General features: G+C 63.7%; 18 protein-coding genes and 1 tRNA gene. 11 read left to right on the top strand and 8 right to left on the bottom strand.

Going from position 1 to position 21,679, the window contains the following annotated elements; all coding sequences use genetic code 11:
• Positions 1-37: 37 nt before the first annotated feature.
• Positions 38-1,843, top strand: a complete 1,806-nt coding sequence (locus BM408_RS17880; protein ID WP_092131529.1) for a thiamine pyrophosphate-binding protein — start codon at positions 38-40, stop codon at positions 1,841-1,843.
• Positions 1,844-1,872: 29 nt separating this feature from the next.
• Complete coding sequence (locus BM408_RS17875) at positions 1,873-3,345, top strand: aldehyde dehydrogenase family protein (RefSeq protein WP_092131527.1); 1,473 nt, start codon at positions 1,873-1,875, stop codon at positions 3,343-3,345.
• Positions 3,346-3,401: 56 nt separating this feature from the next.
• On the opposite strand, the gene BM408_RS17870 is transcribed toward BM408_RS17875, so the two are convergent.
• Positions 3,402-4,268, bottom strand: coding sequence for a pirin family protein (locus BM408_RS17870; RefSeq protein ID WP_092131525.1), 867 nt, complete (start codon positions 4,266-4,268; stop codon positions 3,402-3,404).
• Between the two features lie 382 nt (positions 4,269-4,650).
• Between BM408_RS17870 and BM408_RS17865 the strand changes: the two genes are divergently transcribed.
• The 6 genes from BM408_RS17865 to BM408_RS17840 are packed head-to-tail and all read left to right on the top strand — an operon-like array spanning position 4,651 to position 11,603.
• Positions 4,651-6,567: an AMP-dependent synthetase/ligase gene (locus BM408_RS17865; RefSeq protein ID WP_092131523.1), complete on the top strand. Its 1,917-nt coding sequence runs from the start codon at positions 4,651-4,653 to the stop codon at positions 6,565-6,567.
• Positions 6,568-6,608: 41 nt separating this feature from the next.
• Entirely contained in the window at positions 6,609-7,379 is a 771-nt protein-coding gene (locus tag BM408_RS17860; protein WP_092131720.1) for an ABC transporter ATP-binding protein, read from the top strand.
• Positions 7,380-7,389: 10 nt separating this feature from the next.
• Positions 7,390-8,283 (top strand): branched-chain amino acid ABC transporter permease, encoded by an 894-nt coding sequence (locus BM408_RS17855; RefSeq protein WP_092131522.1) that lies wholly within the window; start codon positions 7,390-7,392, stop codon positions 8,281-8,283.
• 14 nt (positions 8,284-8,297) lie between these two features.
• A complete protein-coding gene (locus BM408_RS17850) occupies positions 8,298-9,365 on the top strand; it encodes a branched-chain amino acid ABC transporter permease (protein WP_092131520.1) in 1,068 nt (355 codons plus the stop codon).
• Positions 9,366-9,408: 43 nt separating this feature from the next.
• Entirely contained in the window at positions 9,409-10,758 is a 1,350-nt protein-coding gene (locus BM408_RS17845; protein WP_092131519.1) for an ABC transporter substrate-binding protein, read from the top strand.
• The gene (locus tag BM408_RS17840; protein ID WP_092131517.1) at positions 10,755-11,603 is read left to right on the top strand and encodes an ABC transporter ATP-binding protein; all 849 of its coding nucleotides are present in this window, start codon (positions 10,755-10,757) and stop codon (positions 11,601-11,603) included. Before BM408_RS17845 ends, BM408_RS17840 begins: the two co-directional genes overlap by 4 nt.
• A 91-nt stretch (positions 11,604-11,694) precedes the next feature.
• Here BM408_RS17840 and BM408_RS17835 read toward each other — a convergent pair.
• Positions 11,695-11,768, bottom strand: a tRNA-Gly gene (locus tag BM408_RS17835).
• 238 nt (positions 11,769-12,006) lie between these two features.
• On the opposite strand from BM408_RS17835, the gene BM408_RS17830 reads away from it, so the two are divergent.
• The 3 genes from BM408_RS17830 to BM408_RS17820 are packed head-to-tail and all read left to right on the top strand — an operon-like array spanning position 12,007 to position 15,039.
• Positions 12,007-12,687: a methyltransferase gene (locus BM408_RS17830; RefSeq protein WP_092131516.1), complete on the top strand. Its 681-nt coding sequence runs from the start codon at positions 12,007-12,009 to the stop codon at positions 12,685-12,687.
• Positions 12,687-14,390, top strand: coding sequence for a transporter substrate-binding domain-containing protein (locus BM408_RS17825; RefSeq protein WP_092131514.1), 1,704 nt, complete (start codon positions 12,687-12,689; stop codon positions 14,388-14,390). Before BM408_RS17830 ends, BM408_RS17825 begins: the two co-directional genes overlap by 1 nt.
• Positions 14,383-15,039: an ABC transporter permease subunit gene (locus BM408_RS17820; RefSeq protein ID WP_092131513.1), complete on the top strand. Its 657-nt coding sequence runs from the start codon at positions 14,383-14,385 to the stop codon at positions 15,037-15,039. Before BM408_RS17825 ends, BM408_RS17820 begins: the two co-directional genes overlap by 8 nt.
• Before the next feature lie 4 nt (positions 15,040-15,043).
• Here the strand turns inward: BM408_RS17820 and BM408_RS17815 are convergent, their stop codons facing one another.
• The 6 genes from BM408_RS17815 to BM408_RS17790 form a co-directional block, all read right to left on the bottom strand.
• Positions 15,044-15,484: a DsrE family protein gene (locus tag BM408_RS17815; RefSeq protein ID WP_092131511.1), complete on the bottom strand. Its 441-nt coding sequence runs from the start codon at positions 15,482-15,484 to the stop codon at positions 15,044-15,046.
• A gap of 118 nt (positions 15,485-15,602) precedes the next feature.
• Positions 15,603-17,168 carry a tripartite tricarboxylate transporter permease gene (locus BM408_RS17810; RefSeq protein ID WP_254774864.1) on the bottom strand — a complete coding sequence of 522 codons (1,566 nt, stop codon included), beginning with the start codon at positions 17,166-17,168 and terminating at the stop codon, positions 15,603-15,605.
• A complete protein-coding gene (locus tag BM408_RS17805) occupies positions 17,168-17,590 on the bottom strand; it encodes a tripartite tricarboxylate transporter TctB family protein (RefSeq protein WP_092131718.1) in 423 nt (140 codons plus the stop codon). Before BM408_RS17805 ends, BM408_RS17810 begins: the two co-directional genes overlap by 1 nt.
• Positions 17,591-17,839: 249 nt before the next feature.
• Positions 17,840-19,360, bottom strand: a complete 1,521-nt coding sequence (locus BM408_RS17800; RefSeq protein ID WP_092131510.1) for a sensor histidine kinase — start codon at positions 19,358-19,360, stop codon at positions 17,840-17,842.
• Complete coding sequence (locus tag BM408_RS17795) at positions 19,341-20,042, bottom strand: response regulator (RefSeq protein ID WP_092131508.1); 702 nt, start codon at positions 20,040-20,042, stop codon at positions 19,341-19,343. Before BM408_RS17795 ends, BM408_RS17800 begins: the two co-directional genes overlap by 20 nt.
• A gap of 39 nt (positions 20,043-20,081) precedes the next feature.
• Entirely contained in the window at positions 20,082-21,560 is a 1,479-nt protein-coding gene (locus BM408_RS17790) for an NAD-dependent succinate-semialdehyde dehydrogenase (protein ID WP_092131507.1), read from the bottom strand.
• Between the last annotated feature and the right edge of the window lie 119 nt (positions 21,561-21,679).

Raw genomic sequence — 21,679 nt, 5'->3', positions numbered from 1 at the left:
CTGCACAAACAGCACATTCTTTTCACCAGGAGATTTCATGACCGTCCCTTCCGGCCGCTCCGTGCGCCGCGACATTCCCAAGCCTTCCGAACCGCAAGAAACCGTCTGGGCCAGCGACGCCATCGCCGACATGCTGCGCGCGATGGACATTCCTTATGTGTTGCTCAACCCGGGCGCCAGCTTTCGCGGCCTGCACGACAGCATCGTCAACCACCTGGGCAATGAAAAGCCGCAGATGATGGTGGTGCTGCATGAAGAGCATGCCGTTGCCATCGCCCACGGCTACACCAAGGTCACGGGCAAGCCGCTGATCGCCATCCTGCACAGCAACGTCGGCCTGATGCACGGCTCCATGGCGATCTTTGACGCCTGGGTGGATCGTGTGCCCGTGATCGTGCTGGGCGCCACCGGCCCGGTCGACGCCAACAAGCGCCGCCCCTGGATCGACTGGATCCACACCGCGCAGGACCAGGCCGCACTGGTGCGCCACTTCATCAAGTGGGACTGCCAGCCCGCGTCCATCCCGTCGGCGCAAGAAGCGTTGCTTCGCGCGCGGCAGATCGCCACCACCGCGCCGCAGGGGCCGGTGTATGTGTGCTTTGATGCCGCCTTGCAGGAGTCCAAGCTGGCCGAACGCCCGGCGATTCCTGACCCCGCGCGTTACCTCGCGCCGCCTCAGGCGCGGCCTTCGGACTTTGTCGTTGCGCAGGCTGCCGCGCTGCTTTCCAAGGCCAGCCGCCCGGTGATTCTGATGGGCCGCGTCACCCGCAGCGAAGCCGCGTGGGCCGAACGCATCCAGCTTGCAGAAACCCTGAATGCTGAAGTGCTGACCGACCTGCGCGTGGGCGCGGCCTTCCCGACCGACCACCCGCTGCATGCCGCGCCCAGCGGCGCCTTCCTCACGCCGAATGCGCAGGAAGTTTTGCGCGAAGCCGACGTGGTGCTGAGCCTGGACTGGCTGGACCTGTCAGGCACGCTCAAGCAGGCTTGGGGCGACAAGCCCGTGGGCAGCAAGATCATCCAGGTCTCGGTCGACCACTACAGCCACAACGGCTGGAGCATGGACCACCAGGGCTTGCCGCCTGTCGATGTCTTTATGCTTTGCGAACCCGAGCCGGCCGTGAGCCTGCTCAATCAGCAAGTCACAGCGCGCAAGACGCCTGCGCCAACAAAACGGCCGCTGCCGGTGGTGGCGCCGGTGCAGCCGGTGCCTGGCGCTTCAGGCGCCAGCAACATGATGGTGTCCACGCTTGCGGCCACCTTGAAGCGCGCTGTCGGCGACCAGAAGGTCTGCCTCATGCGCCTGCCGCTCAGCTGGAGCGGCGAGATGTGGGACTTCAAACACCCGCTGGACTTTCTCGGTTACGACGGCGGCGGCGGCATCGGTTCAGGCCCCGGCATGTCGATCGGCTCGGCGCTGGGCCTGAAAGGCACGGACCGCCTGCCGGTGGCGGTGATTGGCGACGGCGACTACATGATGGGCGTCAATGCGCTCTGGACGGCGGCGAACGCCCGCATCCCCATGCTGGTGGTGGTGTGCAACAACCGCTCTTTCTTCAACGACGAGGTGCACCAGGAACGCGTGGCGCGCCAGCGCCAGCGGCCGATTGAAAACCGCTGGATAGGCCAGCGCATCAGCGACCCGCCGCCCGACCTCGCCATGATGGCGCGCGGCCAGGGCCTGACGGGCATAGGCCCGGTGGAAGACGCCGCTGAACTGGAGAAGATTCTGGTCGATGCGATTGCCGCCGTGAAGCGTGGCGAAACCGTGGTGGTCGATGTGGTGGTGCAGACCGGCTACAGCGCGGCCATGACGGCGGGGCTGACGCGGTCGAAAGACTGATCTTTGATTGACTGAGGACACAACAATTTATGCGCGCACACGAAATCCCCGCCGGCGTCTTGCCGACCCAACGCGGCCTCTATTACGGCGGCGCCTGGCATGCGCCCAAGGCCGGCGGCCAGGCCGACACCTTCAACCCGACCTACAACGAAGTCATCACCAGCGCGCCGATTGCCGACGCGGCTGACGTGGATGCGGCGGTGCAGGCCGCGCACGCTGCTTTCCCGGCCTGGGCTGCCACGCCGCCGGTGGAGCGCGGGCGCTACCTGCGCAAAGCCGCTGCCGTGCTGCGTGAGCACGCCAAGCCGCTCGCGTTGCTGGATTCGCTCAACAACGGCAACCCGGTGTCGGCGCTTGCCATGGACGCGGGCTTTGCCGCCGATTGCCTGGACTACTTTGCGGGCCTGGCCACCGAGATCAAGGGCGAGACCATTCCCATGGGCGACGGCAACTTCAACTACACCTTGCAGGAGCCGCTGGGCGTGATCGCCCGCATCGTGGCCTACAACCATCCCTTTATGTTTGCCGCCGCGCGCCTGGCCGCGCCGCTGGCTGCCGGCAACACCGTGGTGGTGAAGTCGCCCGACCAGGCGCCACTGTCCATCCTGCGGCTGGCCGAACTGGTGGGCGATATCTTTCCGCCCGGTGTGGCCAATTTTTTGTGCGGCGGGCGCGAGTGCGGCGACGCTATGGGCAAACACCCGCTGGTACGCAAGATCACGCTGATAGGCGGTGTGCCGACCGGCAAGGCGGTCATGAAGACGGCGTCCGACAACCTCAAGCCCGTGCTGCTGGAGCTGGGCGGCAAGAACGCGCTCATCGCCTATCCCGATGCCGATATCGACAAACTCGTCAACGGCATCATCGGCGGCATGAACTTCACCTGGTCGGGCCAGAGCTGCGGCTCTACCAGCCGCGTGTTTCTGCACGAATCCATCCACGACGCGGTGCTGGAAAAAGTCGTCAAGCTGCTGCCCGAGCGGCACAAGCCCGGCATTCCGACCGACCCCAAGACAACGATGGGTTCGCTGGTCAGCCGTGCGCAACTTGAAAAAGTGCAGGGCTACGTGGCCAAGGGCCTGGAAGATGGCGGGCGCCTGGTGTGCGGCGGCAAGCAGCCCACCGACCCGGCGCTTAAAGATGGTTTCTTTTATGAAGCCACCGTGTTTGCCGACATGAAGCCGCACATGCGCCTGGCGCAAGAAGAGGTGTTCGGCCCCATCATGTCGGTCTTCAAGTGGAACGATGAAGATGTGCTGTTTGAGCAGGTCAACGGTGTGGACTTTGGCCTCACGGGCTCGATCTGGACGCAGAACCTGAACACCGCGCACCGCGCGGCCAAGCGGATTCACACCGGTTATGTGTGGATCAACAACTCCAGCCAGCACTTCATGGGCGCACCTTTTGGCGGCGTGAAACAGTCGGGCATTGGACGTGAGGAGTGTTTTACCGAGCTGCTCGAGTTCACGTACACCAAGAACGTGAACCTGAAGCTCGGCTGAAAGACGAAGAACCGGCACCGCCCACCTGTCGGGCTCTGGACTGTGCCTTGTCTTCTTTAATGCGCCATCCGGCCAAAGCGGCCGGCGTTGAAGTCCTTCATTGCCTGCATGATCTCCTCGCGACTGTTCATCACGAAGGGGCCGTGGCCGACGATGGGCTCGTCAATCGGCTCGCCGCTGAGCAGCAGCAGGGTGGCGTCGCTGTTGGCTTCAAGCTGCAGGCCAACGCCTTCGCGGTCCAGGAGCGCCATCTGCGCTTCGCGCACCACTTCCTTGCCGTTGATCAGCACCGTGCCGTGCAGCACCACCACGGCCGCCGTGCGGCCTTCCGGCACGGTTAGTGACACCGTCTTGCCCTGGCGCAGCCGCATGTCCCATACGTCAATCGGCGTGAAGGTGTGGGCAGGCCCGCGTGTGCCCTGGTAGTCGCCGGCAATCACGCGCACTGACCCGGCGCCGTCAGGCAGATCGACCTGCGGAATGTCCTTGTCCGAAATGCCCTGGTAGCCGGGTGTTGCCATCTTGTCTTTGGCAGGCAGGTTGACCCACAGCTGCACCATCTCAAACGGGCCGCCCGTACGGGTGAACTCGCGTGAGTGAAATTCCTCATGCAGGATGCCTGAGGCAGCCGTCATCCATTGCACGCCGCCGGGGCCGATGACGCCGCCGTTGCCGGTGGAGTCGCGGTGCTCGACTTCGCCTTTGTAGACGATGGTCACGGTTTCAAAACCGCGGTGCGGGTGCTGGCCCACACCGCGCGGTTTGTCGGCAGGCTCAAACTGCGCCGGGCCGGCGTAGTCCAGCAGCAGGAAGGGACTCATCTGCGAGCCCAGCGTGTCATAGCTGAACAGCGAGCGCACAGGAAAGCCGTCGCCCACCCAGTGGCCGTGGGGGTTGCTGTAGATGCCCAGAATGTTTTTCATCGCTTTATTCCCTTTGTCCTTCTTTGCTGTCTGATTTCTGTGTGATTTCTGTTTGACGCCGGTGAGTCCGGGTCATGCAGTGCATATGGGGACGGCGGGGTGCCCGCAATAGACACCAAAAACGCATGTCTGAGTTCTATTTTTAGAACGATCTTTGTAGAACTAATGTTTTGGAAAGTCTTGCCAGGCCCCCTGGAAGCTGGCTTGGCAAGGCCCCTCAACCCATGTTCACCGCTTCATATGTCGAAACCCCTATGGATACCGCAAAACGGGAATGCGACTATTTATCAACTGACAAAGCTGACAAAGCTAACAAAGCTGACAAGAAACAGGGAAGAGGCCGGCGATTAACCGCTTCTGAAGAAAAAAGGAAACGCAAGCAATGGCAACTGAGGGACCGGATACTTTTCCGAAGCTGCTTCTTCATCACTCGAGGCAACGTGGCGGACAAGCCGCCATCCGCGAAAAAAACCGCGGCATCTGGCATACCTGGACCTGGGCCGCATTGGCCGGGGAGGTGGCTGCGCTGGCGGGTGCGCTGTCGGCGCGCGGCGTGCAGCGCGGCAGCTATGTGGCCTTGATCGGCGACAACCGGCCGCGCCTGTATGCCGCGATGTGCGCTGCGCAATGGCTGGGCGCGGTGGCCGTGCCGCTCTACCAGGACGCGGCCGCCGGTGAGATCCTGTCGCCGCTGCAGCGTGCCGGCGTGACCCATGTCTTCGCCGAAAACCAGGAACAGGTCGACAAGCTGCTCGACATTCTGCCGCAGTGCCCCGCGATCCAGTGCATCGTCTATGACGAAGACCGCGGCTTGCGCCACTACCGGCAACCGCAGCTTGTGAGCTATGCGGCCCTGTTGGCGCAAGGGCGCGAGCTGGCCGCTACCAATAGCGATGCCCTGCAGGCCGAGATGCAGCGCGGCAGCGGCGAGGACGTGGCCTTTTTGTTTTTCACCTCGGGCACCACAGGCCCCTCCAAAGGCGTGGTGCTCAGCCATGCGGCCCTGATAGACCGCGCCCGCGCGGCTGCGGCTGCCGAGGGGTTGAACGACAAGGACGTGGCCACGGCCTACCTTCCGCCGGGCTGGATCGGCCAGAACCTTTTCAGCTACGTCCAGCCCATGGTTGTGGGTTATTGCGTGTGCTGCCCCGAGTCCTCCGACACCATGCTCGCCGACATGCGCGAGGCCGGCCCGACCTATCTGCTGGTTCCGCCGCGGGTGCTGGAGGTGCTGCTGTCCCAGATCTCCATGCGGATCGAGGACACGGGGGGCTTTAACCAGACGCTGTACCGGCGCGCGATGGCGCTGGCGCGCCGCGTGGGCCCGCGCATTCTGGCGGGCGAAGACGTGTCGCTGGCCGACCGCATTGCCTACAAGGTGTTTGACCTGCTGATTTATGGCCCGCTGCGCGATGTGCTGGGGATGAGCCGGGTGCGCGTGGCGCTGACGGCGGGCGACGCGATCGACCCGGAACTGCTGATGTTCTTCCGTTCGCTGGGCATCAACCTCAAGCAGCTCTATGGCTCGACCGAGACCGGTTTCTTCGTGGCGATGCAGCGCGACGGGCAAGTCAGGCCCGGCACGGTGGGCACGGCGGTGGACGGGGTTGAACTGAAAATCACGGACCGGCGCGAAATCCTGGTGCGCTCGCCGGGGCTGTTCAGGGAATACCACGGCGACCCGCATACCACGGCGAAAGCCCGCAGCGAAGACGGCTGGTTCCACACAGGTGACGCCGGCTACCTCGGCGACGATGGGCACCTGCGCATCATCGACCGGCTGATGAGCGTCGGCGCCCTGAACGACGGCTCGCTCCATGCGCCCAAGCTGCTGGAGAACCGGCTCAAGTTCGGCCCTTCCATCAGGGAGGCGGTGGCTTACGGCGACGGGCGCGACATGGTCTGCATCCTGGTCGACATCGACGCCGCTTCCGTGGGCCGCTGGGCCGACAAGCAAAGCATTTCTTACATGGGGCAGGCTGACCTGGCTTCACGCGAGGAGGTGTACGGGCTTGTCGCCGACCGAATCGCCGAACTCAATGCCGAGCTGGCGGCCGACCCGGCGCTGGCAACATCGCAAATTCACCGCTTCGCCATCCTGCACAAGGCGCTCGATGCCGATGACGGCGTGCTGACGCGCACCGGCAAGCTGCGCCGCGGCATCATCGCCGAGCGTTATGCGGTGGTGGTAGATGGCATGTACGCAGGCCGTGCGTCCGTGCAGCTGGAAGACGGAACCGAATTGAAGATCCGCGACGCGAAGACCTTCGCGCCCGCACCGGCAAGGAAAGCAGCGTGAACACAGCCGTACTCCAGACCTCCCCGCAACGGGCTTTTGCCATAGGCGCGCCGATTCTCGAGCTGGACTCGATTTCGCTGAGCTTCGGCGGCGTGCAGGCGCTGACCAATATCTCCTTCAATGTGCTTGAGCATGAGATACGCGCCATCATCGGCCCCAACGGCGCCGGCAAGAGCTCCATGCTCAATGTCATCAACGGCGTCTACCAGCCGCAGCAAGGCAGCATCACCTACCGCGGCGACCGCCTGGCGGGCATGACGCCCACACGCGCCGCCAACATGGGGATTTCGCGCACCTTCCAGAACATCGCGCTGTTCAAAGGCATGTCGGTGCTGGACAACATCATGGCCGGCTGCAGCCTGCGCGTGAACGCCACCTTCCTCGAGACGGCCCTGCAGCTGCCGCGCGCGCGCCGCGAGGAGGCCGAGCATCGCGAGGTGGTCGAGGAAATCATCGAATTCCTGGAGATCGAGCACATCCGCAAGACGCCGGTCAGGCGTCTGCCCTACGGCCTGCAAAAGCGCGTGGAGCTGGGCCGCGCTTTGGCTGCACAACCCAAGATATTGCTGCTGGACGAGCCCATGGCCGGCATGAACATCGAGGAAAAGCAGGACATGTGCCGCTTCATCCTGGACGTCAACGACCACTACGGAACAACGGTGCTGCTGATCGAGCACGACATGGGCGTGGTGATGGACTTGTCGGACCGCGTGGTGGTGCTCGACTACGGCAAGAAGATAGGGGACGGAACACCCAGCGAGGTCCGGGCCAACCAGGACGTGATCGACGCCTATCTCGGCGTGGCCCACTGAGGAAACAAGCATGGCATTTTTCATAGAAGTCCTGGTCGGCGGCCTCCTGGCGGGGATCATGTATGCGCTGGTTGCGCTCGGCTTTGTGCTGATTTACAAGGCGTCTTCGGTGTTCAACTTCGCGCAGGGCGCGATGGTGTTCTTCGCGGTCCTGTCTTTTGTCGGCTTTATGGAGCTGGGCCTTCCCTTCTGGCTGGCGCTGCCGGTGACCATCGCGATGATGGTGGCCGTGGGCATGCTCACCGAGCGCTTTGTGCTGCGGCCGCTGGTCAACCAGAGCGAGGACACGCTGCTGATGGCCACCATCGGCCTGACTTTTGTGATCGAAGGTGTGGCGCAACTGGCATGGGGAGTCGAGGTGCGGCGGCTGGACCTGGGCATCAAGGATGAGCCTATCGGCTGGCTGGTCGATAACGCCGGCATCCTGGTCAGCCAGCTGGACATCACGGCCGGCGTGGTCGCCAGCATCATGGTGGCCGCGCTGGCGCTGCTGTTCTCGCGCACCAAGGTCGGCCGCGGCCTGCGAGCGGTGGCCGACGACCATGCGGCGGCCTTGTCCATCGGCATTCCGCTCAAGCACATCTGGGCGCTGGTCTGGGCGACCGCAGGGGTCGTCGCGCTGGTGGCCGGCATGCTGTGGGGCGCGCGCAGCGGCGTGCAGTTTGCATTGACCTTCACTGCGCTGAAGGCGCTGCCGGTGTTGATCATCGGCGGCTTCACCTCGGTGCCCGGCGTCATCGTTGCCGGCCTGATCGTCGGTGCGGTCGAGAAGATCACAGAGGTGTATGTCGGCCCCTATTTCGGTGGCGGCATCGAGGGCTGGCTGCCCTATGTGCTCGCGGTGCTGTTCCTGCTGGTCCGGCCTGAAGGCCTGTTCGGCGAAAAAATCATCCGTCGCGTCTGACCAGGAGCCTCTACATGTTCTACAGGGAAACCGGCCAGTTCTTCACCACCTACGGGCAGGACCGCCAGCTGTTGCCCTTGCGGCAAGACCGCATCGGCATGGCGATCCTGCTGTTTGTCGCGGCGGTGGTGGTTCCGCTGACCGCCAGCGATTACTGGCTCAGCGCCATCCTGATCCCCTGGCTCATCCTGTCGCTGGTGGCGTTGGGCCAGAACATCCTGATGGGTTATGCCGGGCAGTTGTCGCTGGGGTCGGCGGGCTTTATGGCGGTAGGAGCGTTTGCCTGCTACAACTTCATCCTTCGCGTGCCTGGCATTCCCTTTGTGGTTGCGGTCGCGCTCTCGGGGCTGTGCGCTGCGGCGGTCGGCATCCTTTTCGGCTTGCCTAGCCTGCGCATTCGCGGCCTCTACCTGGCCGTCGCGACGCTGGCCTCGCAGTTCTTCATCGTCTGGGCGCTGGACAAGTTCGGCTGGTTCAAGAACTACGACACCTCGGGCGTGGTCACGGCGCAGCAGATCGTCATCTTCGGCCACAAGTTTGTTGCGCCAGGAGAAAAATACCTGCTGATCCTGGTCATCGTCGGGGCGCTTGCGCTGGCGGCCAAAAACATGGCGCGCGGCAGCACCGGGCGCGCCTGGATGGCGGTGCGCGATATGGATGTGGCGGCCGAGGCGATGGGGCTTTCGCTGCTGCGCACCAAGCTGCAGGCCTTTGCCATCAGCTCGTTTTATTGCGGTGTGGGCGGCGCGCTGTTTGCTTTCGCTTACCTGCAGACCGTGGAGCCCTCGGCCTTCAACATCGAGCTGTCGTTCCGCATTCTCTTCATGGTCATCATCGGCGGCATAGGCACCATCCTGGGCTCCTTTCTGGGCGCTGCCTTCATCCTGCTGATGCCGGTCTTTCTGAATGTGGCCTTTCACACCTTCCTGGGCAAGGCCATTGACGCCAGCATCGCCTCCGCGCTGGAGCAGGTGATCTTCGGCGTGCTGATCATCACCTTCCTGATCGTCGAGCCGCTAGGCCTGGCGCGTTTATGGCAACTCACCAAGGAGCGGCTGCGCCTGTGGCCGTTCCGGCATTGAAGGTAGTTTGAACCGACTTACCCAACCAGAGGAGATACGCAGCATGAGGATATTCACCATTCTTCGCCGCGCACTACCGGGCATTCTTGCCGGCAGCGCCATCGCCGCAGCCGCAGCCTTGCCCTCGGCGGCCCTGGCCCAGGCCAAGGAGCAGTACTTCGGCGTGCCGAGCAGCCGCGTCGGCCCGTATTCGGCCATGGGCACCGGCTATTACGGCGGCATCATCGACTACCTGAACTACGTGAACATGAAGCAGGGCGGCGTTAACGGCGTCAAGCTGACCTATGAGGAATGCGAAACCGAGTACAACGCCGCGCGCACGGTGGAGTGCTACCAGCGCCTGCTGAACAAGGGCACCCAGAAGATGGTGGTGTTCGACACGCTGGGAACGCCGGGCGCCTATGCCGTGATTGGCCGCATGCAGCCTGACAACGTGGTGCTCGCGCAGTTCGGCTATGGCCGTACCGACGCCGCCGACGGCCGCGTCTGGCCATGGGTGTTTGGCGCGCACAGCAACTACTGGTCACAGATCGCGATGAAGATGAATTTCATCGCCGGCAAAGAGGGCGGCGTCGCCAAGATGAAGGACAAGACCATAGTCCACCTTCACATTGACACCGCCTACGGCCGTGAGCCGCTGCCGGCGATGCGTGTCATCGCCAAGGAATGGGGCTTCAAGCTGATCGAGATCGCCGTGCCGCCGCCGGGGCTGGAGCAGCAGTCGCAGTGGCTGCAGATCCGCCGCGAGAAAGCCGACTGGGTCACGTTCTGGGGCGCGGGCTCGGGCATGAACTCGACGGCGATCACCACTGCGGCACGCGTGGGCTTCCCGCGCGAGAAGATGATTTACGTCACCTTCGGCGGCGCTGAGGAAGACATGGTCCCGGCCGGTGACGCAGCCAAGGGCACTTTTGTGGTGGCCAACGCCGTGCCGGGCAAGTTCCCGCTGATCCAGGACATCGAAAAAGTTGTTTACGGTGCGGGCAAGGGCAATATGCAGAACCCGCAGCGCGTGGGAACGGTTTACTACAACCGCGGTGTGGCGGCGGCCGTGATGTGGATAGAGGGCATGCGCAATGCCCAGCGCATCCACAAGAAGAACGGCCAGACGGTCAACGGCGCGGAATTCCGCGACGGCTATGAGGCGCTGGACATGACGCCCGCGCACCTCAAGGAACTGGGCATCGAAGGCATGATCCCGCCGTTCAAGCTGTCGTGCGCCAACCATGAAGGCGCCGGCAAGTTCCGCATGATGCAGTGGGACGGCGCCAAGTTCCAGCTGGTGACCGACTGGGTGGGCCCGCCCGACCCCAAGCTGATTCGTGGCCTCATTGAGGAATCCGCGGCGAAATACGCCAAGGAAAACAACGTCACGCCGCGGACCTGCTCTTGAACGCAGTCGCTGAACCCCTGCAAGCCGCAGCCTCCGGGGCTGCGGCGCCGCCCATCCTGTCGGTGCGCAATATCGAGGTGGTGTATGACCACGTGATCCTCGTGCTGCGCGGCGTCTCGTTCGAGGTGCCGCAAGGCGGCATCGTCGCCTTGCTGGGCGCCAACGGGGCGGGCAAGAGCACGACGCTCAAGTCCGTCTCAACGCTGCTGGCCTCCGAGCGCGGCGCGGTGACCAAGGGCTCGATAGAGCTGCGCGGCCAGCGCATCGACAAGCTCGCGCCCGGTGACCTGGTGGGCATGGGCATGGTGCAGGTGATGGAAGGCCGGCACTGCTTTGGCCACCTGAGCGTGGAAGACAACCTGATCACGGGCGCCTACACACGGCCCATCAGCGGCGCGCAGGTGCGGGATGCGCTCGAGCGGGTCTACACCTACTTCCCGCGGCTCAAGACACGCCGCACCAGCCTGGCCGGCTACACCTCGGGTGGCGAGCAGCAGATGGTGGCGATTGGCCGGGCGATGATGGCCAAGCCCAGCATGCTGCTGCTTGACGAGCCGTCCATGGGCCTGGCGCCGCAGATCGTGGCCGAGATATTCGAGATCGTGCGCGACCTGAACAAGAAGGAAGGCGTCAGCATTTTGCTGGCCGAGCAGAACACCAATGTGGCCCTGAAGTACGCCGACTACGGCTACATCCTGGAAAGCGGCCGCATCATGATGGACGGCCCGGCCAAGGCGCTGGCCGAGAACAAGGACGTCAAGGAGTTCTACCTCGGGCTGTCGTCGGAAGGCCGCAAGAGCTTTCGCGACATGAAGTCGTATCGCAGGCGAAAACGCTGGCTTTAAGGCTGGCTTTGAGCCTTGATGCCGCCGTCAAGTCACGAATGTCACAAATGAATTCAACGGCTTGGGCGGTATGAAGCGATGTGGAGTGGAATGGAGCGGGTGATGGGAATCGAACCCACGCTATTTGCTTGGGAAGCAAAAGTTCTGCCATTGAACTACACCCGCGTCAAAAACCATTATAGGTAGCGAATTTACCTGCGCCAGCCAGGTTCGGGCAAGGCCGCGTGCAGGCTGGGCGGGCGCCAGTCACCGCCTGGAACTGTTTCGTGTTGTTTTTACGACCTAGTCACCCGTGTCGCAAAATGTAAGCCATCGGTTACTATCGCTCGGTTGAGGCTGTAAGCCATTCGCTCCCAGCGAAAAGGCCGCCGTTCCGCGATGTCAGAAACCTGTTTGAGCGACTTTGAACGACACCAACTTATTTAGCCCGAGCGAGTACACCGCCGCCTTGCTGCTCTACATTCGCCAGCATGCGGAGCGTGTGCACGCGTGCCGGGTGCTGGAGATGGGCACAGGCAGCGGTGTGGTGATGGCCACACTGTTGGCACTGGGTGCGGAAAGTGCGGTGGGCGTGGACCTGGAAGCCCTGGCTGTTCAGGCGACGCAGAATTTGTTGACCCAGGAGCATTTGCTGACCAGGGCCAGCCTGGTTCACGGCGACATGTGGGAGGCGTGCGGCGATGCACGCTTTGACCTGGTGGTGACCAACCTTCCGCAGTTCGCCGCCGAACATATTGAATACGATGGCCGCCTTGCAAGCTGGAGCGCAGGCGGCCCCGATGGCCGGCGCCATGTGGACCAGTTTTTGAAGGGGCTGAAGCACCACCTGGCGCCCAATGGGCTGGCCGTGATGACCCACAACGTGTTTCTCGACGTGAACAAGACGCAGGCCATGGCCAACAGCCTGGGCCTGCAGGCCCGCGTCGCCTATTGCGCGTCCGCGCCTTTGCCCTTGCAAAAGCTGGCCAGCCTGAGCCCCGAGGTGTTGTCGCGTTTTACGGGCGAGGGCCTTCATCGTGTGGGCGAATACTGGTTTGTCGACTTCGACCTGGTCGAAATCAGCTGGAAGCACGGAGAGGCTTGATGCCGGTTTGCCGTGCCAATGAGAGCGGCCTTGCCATGCGTTGCCTGGCGCACGCTGCGGCTTGCATCCGCAGGCTTGCTCCGGCGCTCGGCCTGTCATTGCTGTCTTTGCTGTGTTTAAGCGCTGCGGGGCAGGGCGTCAGCCCGCCGGCCGCGGCCCAGGCCGCCGGCCCGCAAAAAGCCCCAGGTTGCGATGACTCGGCCGACGTGCTCTCGCGGGTCATCTGCACCAAAACCCTGAGGGTGGGTGTACGCACCGGTTACCCGCCGTTTGCCTTCGAGGAAGCCGGGGTGCTGCAGGGCTTTGAGATCGACCTGGCGCGCCAGCTGGCAGGCTCGCTGGGCGCGACGCCGGTGTTTGTGGTGGTCACGCCGGCCAATCGCCTGGCCATGCTGGGTGAAGGGCGTGTCGACATGGTCATTGCGACCATGGGCCATACCTTGCAGCGCGACCGCGAGGCCGTCTTTGTCAGGCCGCACTACTACCAGTCGCAGACCATTGTGCTGGGGCGCAAAGAACTTGAGATAGGCGGCATGGTCAAGCTGCGCGGCAACACCGTCTGTGTGACGGTGGGCAACAGCACCAATGCCGAGCTGTCGGTCAATGGCGCGCGGCTGAAGCTGTTTGACAAGGCCTCCAGCCTGGTCGATGAGCTTCGGCTGGGTGGCTGTTCGCTGGTGGCGCAGGACGACAGTTTTTTTGCGTCTTACCTGCAGCAGCCCGCGTTTGCGGCGGCTTATGAAACCAAATTCGGCTTTGCGCCGCTGCCCTGGGGCGTCGCCGTGTCGCGTGAAGGCGGGCAGCGCCTGGCGGACGTGCTGGCCTTGTCGATGCAGCAGTTGCATATCTCGGGCGCCTTGCAGACGCTGGCCAAAAAATATGGCGTGGACTCGCCCTTTCTGGAGCAGCAGCGCCAGTTGTGGTCAAGCAGCCATTGCTCGCAGATCACTTCCCTGATTGATCCCCTCTGCGTGATGGCCCCGCTGGACAACCAGCTGGAGCCCACGCCATTCGCGCACCGGGTTGACCAGCTGGAACACGCCATTCATGAGACAACCGGTACCAAGGTGACTCTCGCCATGTTCAAGACCTGGGTGGCGTTTGACCTGCTGTTTGAAGGGGTGTGGTTTTCCATTTTGCTGGTGGCGGGCGCCGTGCTTGCGACCTGGGCGTTTGCGCTGGCCTTTGGCGCGGGCCTGACGTCGCACAATCCGTGGCTGAGAGGGGCCATGCGCGGCCTGCTGTGGCCCATGCAGTCCACGCCGCTGATTTTGCTGATGATCCTGGCTAGTGTGGTGGTCGGCGCTTTTGGCGCCACCTCACCCCTGGTGGCGCTTGCCGCCGCCGTGCTGGTGCTGGGCCTTTTTAACGGCAGCAACGCGGGGCAGGCGGTGGCAGAGGCCATGATCACGCTGCGTGAAGAGCGCGCGCCGGCGCAGCCTGCCTTGAGCGCCGCGGTTTACCGGGCCCGGGCGCAGATGGTGGCCTTCATCGTGAACGCCACCCGGGGCAGCCCCGCCGCGTCGGTGATGGGTGTGCCCGAGCTGCTGTCTGCGTTAAATGACGTGGCCTCGTTTTCCAGCGAACGCATCAGCACCTACACCTTCTTGCTGATCTTTTATGTGCTGCTGGTGGCCCTGGTGCATCGCCTGGCCAATATGTGGCAGGCGCGGCTGGCCCTCAGCAGGGGGTCTTATGCTTGACGTGCTTGCCCGGTTCCTGCCGGACTTCTTCTCGGGCCTGGTGGTCAATTTCCAGATTGCCATTTGCGCCTTGCTGGGCGGCTTGCTGCTGGGCGCGCCGCTGGCGCTCGCACGGTTTCGCAACGGGCTGGCCTCCACGCCGGCTGCCTGGCTGGTCGCGCTGCTGCGGACGGTGCCTACGTTTGTGGTGATGTTTTTCCTGGTTAACGTCGTGCCCGCTACGGTTGCCCTTGGCCAGTGGCACTTCGCCATGTCGCCCTGGCTGGCCGTGGTGCTGTCGCTCACGCTGTATGCGGCGGCCTATGTGTCTGACCATGCTGTCGAGGCGATGCGGCAGTTGCGAAGTGGCTCGCCAGTTGCCGCCATGCTGTTTGTGACGGGCCTGGTTCGCGCGTTTTTTGTGATGGTGCTGTCTTCGGGCTTTGGCGCCGCGGTGGGTGTGGTGGAGGCCACCACCATCACGCTGCGTGCCATTGAAACCCTGCCCAAGGTGAGCGACAGGCTGATTCTGATCGGCCTGGTCATCGTGATCTTTACCGTGTGCTTCCAGTTGATCTACCTGGTGATCAACCATTGGCGCGGCAAGCTGAACCAGCGCTTTCACCGTCCCATCCAGGCCGCCCGCCTGGAGGGGGTTGAGCAACCGTGAGAGCTTAAGGCCGCAGGTACGCCCAGCCTTCGTGCTGCTTCTTCATGATTTCAGTGACACCCGCAGGCACATAGCTGATGCCTGCAAGCATGTCGTCCTTGGTCAGCTTCTGGCCGCGCATGGTGTTTTCACAGGCGGTGACTTTGACGCCGGCTTTGGCGGCGTCGGCGATGCGGGCGCCGGTGGGTGACTCGAGCTTGAGCATGCCGATGCCGGGGCCGTAGGCGACGATTTCAATGTCGACATTGGCAGCGCCTACATCGTCCTGCAGGTTTTTGGCGTTGTTGAGCGCGAGGTTCCATTTGGCCGGGTCGTTGTCGCTGACCTGGATCACGATTCCCTGGCGTTTTGTGCCGGAGGCCCCCATGGATTGGGCGTGAGCGGCTATCAAAAAAGTAGCGCAAGCGGCAGCGGCGCCGGCCTGTACGAAGAGTCTGCGGTTCATGTTGGCGTGTCTCCTGAAGGGGGAGGCTCATTTCACCACAACGGCTGCATGAAACAAGCCCCTTCAACCCGGCTTGCGAGGGTTGAAGGGGCCTGTGGGTTGTGGCGCCGGGGCTGGCTTACTCGGCGGTGGCAAGGGGCGCCGGCGTGGCAGGCGTGGCGGGTACGTCCGGCGTCTTGTCTGCCGGATGAATCACGTGGTCGGGTGATTGCCTCAGCTTGCGGATAAACACCACCAGCTGCCATACGACGAGTATGGCGATGGCGCCCAGCAGGGTGGCGCTGATGGGGCGGTTCACGAAGACATTGAAGCTGCCGCGGCTCAGCAGCATGGCGCGGCGGAAGTTTTCTTCCAGCATGGGGCCCAGGATGAAGCCGAGCATGAGCGGAGCGGCCTCCATGTCCAGGCGCAGGAACAAATACCCGATCAGGCCGAAGAAGGCGGTGGTGTAGATGTCGTCCAGGCTGTTGTTGATGCTGAACGTGCCTATGCAGCAGAAGAACAGGATGGCGGGGAACAGCACGGTGTAGGGGATCTTGAACACCGACAGCCAGTAGCGCACCAGCGGTACGTTGAGGATGAGCAGGAAGCAGTTGCCTATCCACATGCTGGCCACCAGGCCCCAGAACAAATCTGGGTGGGTGCCGATCATGTTGGGGCCGGGCTGTATGCCCTTGACGACGAAGGCCGCCATCATCAGCGCCATGACGGCGTTTTCAGGAATGCCGATGGCCATGAGCGGGATGAAGCTGGTGCGTGCGGCGGCTTCGTCGGCAGCAGCCTGCCCGGCCACGCCTTCGATGCAGCCGGTGCCGATCTCATGCTTGTATTTGCTGAACTTCTTGTCGGCGGCGTAGGCGGCGAACTGGGCGATCGTGGGGCCGCCGCCGGGCAAGATGCCCAGGACGGAGCCGATCACGCTGCCTCGCAAGGCGCTGGGGATGATGCGCTTGAACTCGGGCCAGGTCGGCATGAGTTTGATCTTGCCGTTAAAGGGCGTGAGCACGTTTTTGTTGTCGAGGTTTTTCACCACTTCGGCGATACCGAAGCAGCCCAGCGCGATGCTGATCAGGCCGATGCCGTCGAGCAGGAAGGGCAGGTTCATGGCGTAGCGGGCCACGCCGCTGTTCACGTCGGTGCCGACCATGCCGAGCAGCACGCCGACCATGGCCATGGCCAGGCCGTTGAGCAGGCTGCCGCTGCTGACAAAGCTCACGCAGAAAAAACCCAGCAGCATGAGGGCGCAGTAGTCGGCCGGCCCGAAGAGGAAACCGACTTCGCCCAGCGCGGGCGCCATGGTCGACAGCACCACGATGGCCACCGTGCCGCCGATAAAGCTGGAGACGCCGGCGGTGAACAGGGCCAGGCCTGTTTTTCCCTTGAGCGTCATCTGGTAGCCGTCGATACAGGCCACGATGCTGCTGGCGTGCGGGATCTTCATGGTGATGGCGCTGACGCTGTCACCATATTGGGCGCCGTAGTAAATGCCGGCCAGCATGATGAGTGCGGCGCCGGTAGGAATCGAGTAGGTCAGCGGCAGCAACAGGCTGATGGTGGACAAAGGCCCCAGCCCGGGCAGCAGGCCGATGAGCGTGCCCACCGTGCAGCCCAGGGCGCAGTACAAAAGGTTTTGCAGGGTCAGTGCGTGTTCGAAACCGAACGCGAGGTTGTGAAGGACGTCCATCAGTAGAGCGGCAGGTTAAGGCCGAGAAAGTGTTGAAAGCCGAAGGCCACCGCGATCAGGCCCGCGGAGATCTTGACGTTGCGCAGCACCGAATAGGAGGTGCCGGCAAAGGTGGAGCAGAACACCAGGAAGATGATGCCCAGGATCATGTTGACGTACTCGGAGAGCACCGCAAAGCCGATCAGGCTCAGCAGGATGAGCGCGATGTTCTTGACGTTGTAGTCCAGGGGTACGGGCTCGACGAAGTGCGAACGCACCAGGGTGAGCACGCCGATTACAAAGAGGAACGAGCTCACGATCAGCGGGAACATGCCAGGGCCTGACCGGCTCAACTCGCCGATGGTGTAGTTGAGCGACACGCCGCCGAAGATCAGGGCGATCGCCATGAGGCACAGGCCCCGTACGAAGTTGCGGTTCTTCATGTTCATAGGGGTTTGCTCCAGTGCCGCGCCGCTGCGGGCGCTGTCGTCAATAGGGGGTGTTTCATCCGTGTCTCCTTGTAGTGCCTCGGCCTTTGCCGGGCGCACAAGGCGTGGCCGGCGAGGCGTTCAGATGGAGCGGATGTTAGGAAGCGAGGCTTCCAATCGGCTTTCGTTTTGCGTCGCCGAAGCCAAAATACGTGTTATCACTAACGGTCTACGAAGCCGCCTGCCGCGGCTTGGCGCTGCGGTTTAGCCCTGTGTTTCGGCCGCAAGGGGCAGCCGCAGGATCGCACGCAAACCCGTGCCGGAGGCCGGGCCGGTGAGCTCGATATCGCCGCCATTGCGCCTGGCGTAAGCACGCGCGATGGCCAGGCCCAGGCCGGCGCCATGCGCGCTTTTGCCGGATGCGCCGGAATGAAAGCGTTCAAACACCCCGGCCCGCCGCTCAGGGGCAATGCCGGGGCCGTCGTCGCGCACCTCAGCCAGCGCAAAGCCCTCGTGGGCGCTCACCATCACAGTGATGTGCCCGCCGGCCGGTGTGTAGGCGATGGCGTTGTGCACCAGGTTGGATAGCGCCTCATGCAGCTCGGGGCCGCGGGCCAGCACGGGCACAGCGGGTTCCGTGGGCTCAGCTGAGGGCATTGAAGCGGCCTCTTCCCGGGCGTCCACCCAGCCCAGGTCCTGGTTCTTTTCATGGGCCAGTGTCAAGTACTGCAGCACCACGTCCCTGGCGACGTTGTTGAGGTCTGTGATGCCGGGCGCGCCCTCCGGCGGCGCGTTTTCATTGGCGTGCGCCAGCGACAGCAATTGCTCGCACAGGCGCCGGCTGCGCGAGATCTGGACAACCATGGCGCGCAAGGTGGTGTGAAGCTGCTCGGGGTCTTTTTCGCGCAGCGCGACACCGGCCTGGGTCAACATGATGGCCAGCGGCGTGCGCAGCTGGTGCGATGCGTCGGCCAGGAACTGCGACTGCTGCTCGAGCAAATCGCGATAGCTCGCCAGGTGCTGGTTGACGGCGTCGACCAGCGGCGCCACTTCATGCGGCACATCGGTGGTGTCCAGCGGCTCGAGGTCGCGGCCCTTGTTTTGCAGCACGGTTTTGCGCAGGCGCTCCAGCGGCCGCAGGGACCAGGTCACGCCCAGCCAGACCAGCAAAATCATCACCAGCACCATGCGGGTGTCGCGTATCAGTTCCTGCCGCAGCGTGGCCGCCTGCGCCCGGTCGCGTGGCTCGGTGCTTTCGGCGATCTGGATCAGCAGGTCAAAGGCCTGCCCGCGGCCGTCCAGCACTTTGCTCTGGAGCGCCGCCACGCGGACCGTGTGGTCGCGGTAATAGCTGTCGTACCAGACGGTGGAAGAGGCAGCCGAAGCGGAGGCAGAAGCGGTTGAGGTGGCTGAGGCCGGCTGCAAGGGCGGTGCGGGCAGGTCGGTCTGGCCCAGCAGCGTCCATTCGCGCGCGGGGGCTGCGCCTTGCGGTGTCAGCCTGACTTGCAGGTGCTTTTGCAGCGGGCCGGTGGCATCCACCAGCGCCTGCACCGCCAGGGGAGCGTTCAGGCGCAAGGCGCCGTCCTGCGCCACCGAGAGGCTGCCGCGCAGTACATGGACGGACTCGAGCATGGCCTGGTCGTAGGCGTCCTGCACCTGGTTGTGCAGGGCGCGGTAGTCGTTCCAGCTGTCCAGGGCCAGCAGGCCCACAACCGCCGGAAGCAGCAGCGTCAGCAGTCGCGCGCGAATGCCAAAGCGGTCGGGGTCAGTCCGCAGTATCTTCATGCACGGGGCTTTCCGGCGTGATGCTTTCCAGCATGTAGCCGAGGCCGCGCACGGTGACGATGCGCACGTCGCCGCCATCGAGCTTGCGGCGCAGCCGGTGCAGCACCAGTTCGATGGCGTCGGGGCCGGCATTGCTGTCGGCCGGAAAGACTTTGGCAGAGAGTTGCGATTTCTCGACCGGCGAGCCGCTGCGCGCCAGCAGCACCGACAAGGCCGCGCCCTCGCGCGGGGTGAGCTGCAGCAAGCTGCCGGCCAGCGTGAAGGCACGGCTGTCATGCGCGCATGAGAGCGAGCCGCACTGCAGCGGCGCATGCGAACGCCCTCGGCTGCGCCGCACCAGTGCGGCCAGGCGGGCCTCGAGCTCTTCAATCGCAAAGGGCTTGGTCAGAAAGTCGTCGGCCCCGACGTTCAGGCCCTTGACCCGGTCTTGCAATGAGCCCTGCGCGGTCAGCACCAGCACGGGCGTGCGGTTGCCGGCCTTGCGAATGTCGGCCAGCAGGTTGAGCCCGTGTTTGTCGGGCAGCCGCAGGTCAAGCACGATCGCGTCATAGTCGTTGCCTGCGAGCAGCGACTCGGCCGTGCCGGCATCCGGTGCGTGGTCGGGTACAAAGCCGCTTTGCTTGAAAGCGCGCACCAGCCATGAAGCCATTTCGGCTTCGTCTTCTACAAGCAGCAGGCGCATGTGGGTTCGTGGTGACGGGTTCGTTATGGGTGTGACAGCTTAACGCTGGATGTCCCCAAGGCACAGGTATTTCATCTCGAGGTATTCCTCCATGCCGTGGCTGGAGCCCTCACGGCCCAGGCCCGACTGCTTGACGCCGCCGAAGGGCACGTGTTCGGTGGCGATCACGCCCACATTGATGCCGACCATGCCGTACTCCAGCGCCTCGGCCACGCGGTAGATGCGGCCGATGTCGCGGCTGTAGAAATAGCTGGCCAGGCCAAACTCGGTGTTGTTGGCCGCGTCGATGGCTTCCTGGTCTTTCTGGAAGCGGAACACCGGCGCGAAGGGGCCGAAGGTTTCTTCCTTGGCGCAGAGCATGTCGGCCGTGGCTTCCGAGATCACGGTGGGTTCGAAGAACTGGCCTTCCAGCTTGTGGCCGCCCACCAGCAGCTTGCCCCCCTTGGCCACGGCATCGGCCACGTGGCGCTGCACTTTCTCGACAGCGGCGTCTTCGATCAGCGGGCCCTGGGCCACGCCGTCTTCGAAGCCGTTGCCTACCTTCAGCAGCTTGACCTTGGCGGCGAATTTTTCGACGAACTGGTCGTACACACCATCCTGCACATAAATGCGGTTGGCGCAGACACAGGTCTGGCCGGCGTTGCGGTATTTGCTGGCCATCGCGCCTTCCACGGCCGAGTCCACGTCGGCATCGTCAAACACGATGAAGGGGGCGTTGCCGCCCAGCTCCAGCGCCAGCTTTTTCACCGAAGGCGCGCTTTGCGCCATCAGGATGCGGCCGACCTCGGTAGAGCCGGTGAAGCTGATGTGGCGCACCGTATCGCTGGCGCAGAACACCTTGCCCACGGCAATCGAGTTGTCGCTGTCGGCCGTCAGCACATTGAGCACACCCGCCGGGATGCCGGCACGCACGGCCAGCTCGGCCGCGGCCAGGGCCGTCAGCGGGGTCAACTCGGCCGGCTTGATGACCACCGGGCAGCCGGCGGCCAGGGCCGGAGCGACCTTGCGGGTGATCATGGCCAGCGGGAAGTTCCACGGCGTGATGGCCGCGCACACGCCTATGGGCTGCTTGATGACCATCAGGCGGCGGTTGTTGTCGAACTGAGGCAGGGTCTCGCCGTTGACGCGCTTGGCTTCCTCGGCAAACCATTCAACAAAGCTGGCGCCGTAGGCGATCTCGCCCTTGGCTTCAGCAAAGGGCTTGCCTTGCTCGGCGGTCATGATGCGGCCCAGGTCCTCCTGGTTGGCCATCAGCAGCTGGTACCACTTGATCAGGATGGCGTGGCGCTCCTTGCCGGTTTTGTTGCGCCAGGCGGGCCAGGCGGCGTTGGCGGCGGCAATCGCGGCTTCGGCGTCCTGGGGGCCCAGATTGGCCACATCAGCCAGTTTGCGGCCATTGGAAGGGTCATTCACGTCAAACCGGGCTTTGCCTGCGACCCACTGGCCGTTGATCAGGGCGTCGGTCTTGAACAGGCTGGGGTCTTTGAGAAGGGAGATGGGGGAGGTCTTCATGTCCATGGCGTGTCTCTTTCTGGTGCGCTGCGGGGGCGTTGGGCGGCTAAAGGCTGTTTTGGGGCCGTTTTGGGTCCGTTTGGGGCAGCTTTTAAGCATAGCGTGTTGGCGTTATCCCCGCTGTC

The organism is Polaromonas sp. YR568 (assembly GCF_900116715.1).
Taxonomy (GTDB): domain Bacteria; phylum Pseudomonadota; class Gammaproteobacteria; order Burkholderiales; family Burkholderiaceae_C; genus Polaromonas.
The sequence above is the reverse complement of the archived record's forward strand: the minus strand, read 5'-3'. Positions and strand labels throughout refer to the sequence as shown.

Coding starts and splice junctions, on each gene's coding strand:
- BM408_RS17880 (WP_092131529.1), top strand. CDS start 38: ATGACCGTCCCTTCCGGCCGCTCCGTGCGCCGCGACATTCCCAAGCCT.
- BM408_RS17875 (WP_092131527.1), top strand. CDS start 1,873: ATGCGCGCACACGAAATCCCCGCCGGCGTCTTGCCGACCCAACGCGGC.
- BM408_RS17870 (WP_092131525.1), bottom strand. CDS start 4,268: ATGAAAAACATTCTGGGCATCTACAGCAACCCCCACGGCCACTGGGTG.
- BM408_RS17865 (WP_092131523.1), top strand. CDS start 4,651: ATGGCAACTGAGGGACCGGATACTTTTCCGAAGCTGCTTCTTCATCAC.
- BM408_RS17855 (WP_092131522.1), top strand. CDS start 7,390: ATGGCATTTTTCATAGAAGTCCTGGTCGGCGGCCTCCTGGCGGGGATC.
- BM408_RS17850 (WP_092131520.1), top strand. CDS start 8,298: ATGTTCTACAGGGAAACCGGCCAGTTCTTCACCACCTACGGGCAGGAC.
- BM408_RS17845 (WP_092131519.1), top strand. CDS start 9,409: ATGAGGATATTCACCATTCTTCGCCGCGCACTACCGGGCATTCTTGCC.
- BM408_RS17825 (WP_092131514.1), top strand. CDS start 12,687: ATGCCGGTTTGCCGTGCCAATGAGAGCGGCCTTGCCATGCGTTGCCTG.
- BM408_RS17820 (WP_092131513.1), top strand. CDS start 14,383: ATGCTTGACGTGCTTGCCCGGTTCCTGCCGGACTTCTTCTCGGGCCTG.
- BM408_RS17815 (WP_092131511.1), bottom strand. CDS start 15,484: ATGAACCGCAGACTCTTCGTACAGGCCGGCGCCGCTGCCGCTTGCGCT.
- BM408_RS17810 (WP_254774864.1), bottom strand. CDS start 17,168: ATGGACGTCCTTCACAACCTCGCGTTCGGTTTCGAACACGCACTGACC.
- BM408_RS17805 (WP_092131718.1), bottom strand. CDS start 17,590: ATGAAGAACCGCAACTTCGTACGGGGCCTGTGCCTCATGGCGATCGCC.
- BM408_RS17800 (WP_092131510.1), bottom strand. CDS start 19,360: ATGAAGATACTGCGGACTGACCCCGACCGCTTTGGCATTCGCGCGCGA.
- BM408_RS17795 (WP_092131508.1), bottom strand. CDS start 20,042: ATGCGCCTGCTGCTTGTAGAAGACGAAGCCGAAATGGCTTCATGGCTG.
- BM408_RS17790 (WP_092131507.1), bottom strand. CDS start 21,560: ATGGACATGAAGACCTCCCCCATCTCCCTTCTCAAAGACCCCAGCCTG.